This window comes from Phenylobacterium sp. (genome assembly GCF_025351295.1).
GTDB lineage: Bacteria > Pseudomonadota > Alphaproteobacteria > Caulobacterales > Caulobacteraceae > Phenylobacterium.
Genome location: NZ_JANXWD010000152.1, coordinates 1 through 2,098, shown reverse-complemented (window position 1 = coordinate 2,098; position 2,098 = coordinate 1). Strand labels below are relative to the sequence as shown.

The 2,098-nt window shown below is 68.0% G+C and carries 4 protein-coding genes; 2 read left to right on the top strand and 2 right to left on the bottom strand.

Annotation, left to right across the window (positions count from 1 at the left end; translation table 11 throughout):
• Together Q0R13_RS20455 and Q0R13_RS20450 are read left to right on the top strand one after the other, a co-directional pair.
• Window positions 1-738 (top strand): ferritin-like domain-containing protein (locus tag Q0R13_RS20455; RefSeq protein ID WP_293907441.1); only part of this gene is annotated, 738 nt, incomplete at its 5' end.
• Between the two features lie 111 nt (window positions 739-849).
• Window positions 850-1,032 carry an oxidoreductase-like domain-containing protein gene (locus Q0R13_RS20450; protein WP_293907440.1) on the top strand — a complete coding sequence of 61 codons (183 nt, stop codon included), beginning with the start codon at window positions 850-852 and terminating at the stop codon, window positions 1,030-1,032.
• Window positions 1,033-1,114: 82 nt separating this feature from the next.
• Here the strand turns inward: Q0R13_RS20450 and Q0R13_RS20445 are convergent, their stop codons facing one another.
• Both Q0R13_RS20445 and Q0R13_RS20440 read right to left on the bottom strand, forming a co-directional pair.
• Window positions 1,115-1,279 (bottom strand): hypothetical protein, encoded by a 165-nt coding sequence (locus Q0R13_RS20445; RefSeq protein WP_293907439.1) that lies wholly within the window; start codon window positions 1,277-1,279, stop codon window positions 1,115-1,117.
• Window positions 1,276-1,860 (bottom strand): hypothetical protein, encoded by a 585-nt coding sequence (locus tag Q0R13_RS20440; protein ID WP_293907438.1) that lies wholly within the window; start codon window positions 1,858-1,860, stop codon window positions 1,276-1,278. Before Q0R13_RS20440 ends, Q0R13_RS20445 begins: the two co-directional genes overlap by 4 nt.
• Window positions 1,861-2,098 lie beyond the last annotated feature (238 nt).

The following is a 2,098-nucleotide window of genomic DNA, read 5'->3' as shown; positions in this document are numbered from 1 at the left end:
GGCGCGCAGGAGTACGCCGCCAACCAGACCCGCGAGGAAGCCCGTCACGTCACCGCCTTCGCCAAATATATCAAGGCCCGCTGGGGCCGGCCGGTGGAATGCGGCCCGATCCTGAAGGACCTGCTGGTCGACATCATCGGCAGCCCCGAGGTCTACAAGAAGATCATCGGCATGCAGATGCTGGTGGAAGGCCTGGCCATGGGCGCCTTCGCCACGATCTTCAACGAGACCAACGACCCGCTGGCCAGGAAGCTGACCCAGCTGGTGATGACCGACGAGGCCTTCCACCACAAGTTCGGGAAGATCTGGGCCGACCGCACCATTCCGCACCTGTCGGAGGCCGAGCACGAGGTCATCGAGATGTGGGCCGCCCACTGCTTCCAGACCCTGCTGTTCAACTTGGTCGCCCCTACCCAGAACGTCGGCCTCTACGAGGAATTCGGCCTCGACCCGAACCGGGTGATCGAGGAGATGGGCCAGCTGGTCAACGACGAGACCCGCCGCGAGGAGATGAAGGAGCAGACCAACATCTTCCGCGTGCTGGTGAAGACCCTGCTGAACGCCGGCATCATCACCGACCGCACCAAGGCCTTCTACGCCGTCTACGTCGACATCGACGAGCTGAAGGGCGAAGGCGACAAGATGGTCGGCGACGACATCGCCGAGGAGGGCATCAAGTACCTCCAGGAGATCAACTTCGCCGACCGCGCGCGCCAGATCCTGATCGCCGCCGAATAGGCCTTAAGGCCCGTTCACGACCCGCGCCCGCCGGCCCGCGTCGGCGGGCGTTTTCGTGGCCGGCCAATTGCCGCTGGACCGCCCCGCCCGCGGCTTCGAAGATCGGCGGCGATGACCGACGAGCGCCCCATCCCCAGGCCGCCCAGCAAGCCCGAGCCCGATGAGTGCTGCCAGCGCGGCTGCAGTCCCTGCATCTTCGACTACTACTGGGACGCCCTGGACCGCTGGAAGACCCTGGTCGAGGCCCGCGGCCACGACCCGGAGGCGGTGCTTCGCGCCCGCGGCGAGGGGTAGGGTCCGCACCTTGATACCCACCACCCATCGATCGTCATGGCCGGGCTTGTCCCGGCCATGACGCTCAGAGAGTAGGATTTCCCTACCGCGCCCCCCACGGCTTGCCTTTCGCCGGCCCCACCTTCGCCGCCGCCTGCTCGCGCTGGAACCGACCGCCGCGGGGCGGCTTCGGCTTAGCATCCAAAGCCGCCTGCTTCAGCCGCAGCGCGCGCTGGATCGGGGTCTCGGGCGGACGATCGTCGGTCATGCCATCCTCTTCGCACGCCGCGACCCCGGATAGGGCCGCATCAGTCGCATCTTCCGGCGCAGCGCGCCGACCTGCGCCTGCGCCGCCGCCAGGGTCTGCGGCGCGCACCGTTCGGCGATCTCCAACGCCTGGTCCAGGTACCGGTCCTCGCGATCCACGCAGGCCTGCGCCACCGCCGCCGCGAAATCGGGCCGTCTCCGGACCCAGCAGTACATCGTCCCATGATGCGGCATGCCGGGCGTCATCGACAGGCTGCGGAGCGAGGCGCCCTGCCGGATGGCGTCGCAGATCGCCGCGGTCAACGCCGGCGTACAGCGGCATCCGTCCCGTGCGCGTTGCGGGGCGCCGACCCGCTCGTGATTGAAACTCGGCCCCGCCTGCGCCCAGCTCCGCTGGCCCCGCCCGTACGCCCGCGCCCGTGCCATCCGCACAACGAACCCCGGGTCCGCCTTGCCCCACCAGTGCAGCGTCTGCCGACACGGATAGCCCGGCAACTCGGCGATCCGATCCAGCGTAAACCCGGCCTCCATCCGCTCGATGACCAAGGTCTGCATCTGGGCGAGCGGATAGGCGGGACGCATGAGGCGAAGCATAACCCACAGGTTGAAAAGAACAAAACACGAACTTACGCTTTCTCCCCCTGCGGGACCAGGTGGCCTGCCCAGCAGGCCGGATCAGGGGTCGCGCAGGCCTCCCCGACCGAGGTCGGCAGCCTCGATGAAGCTGATGTCGAACCGTCGCCAGTCCGCCGTCACGACGTTGAGGATGCGGCCGCCGAACAGCGGATTGACCAAGACCGGTTCGGCGATGGCGGGGATC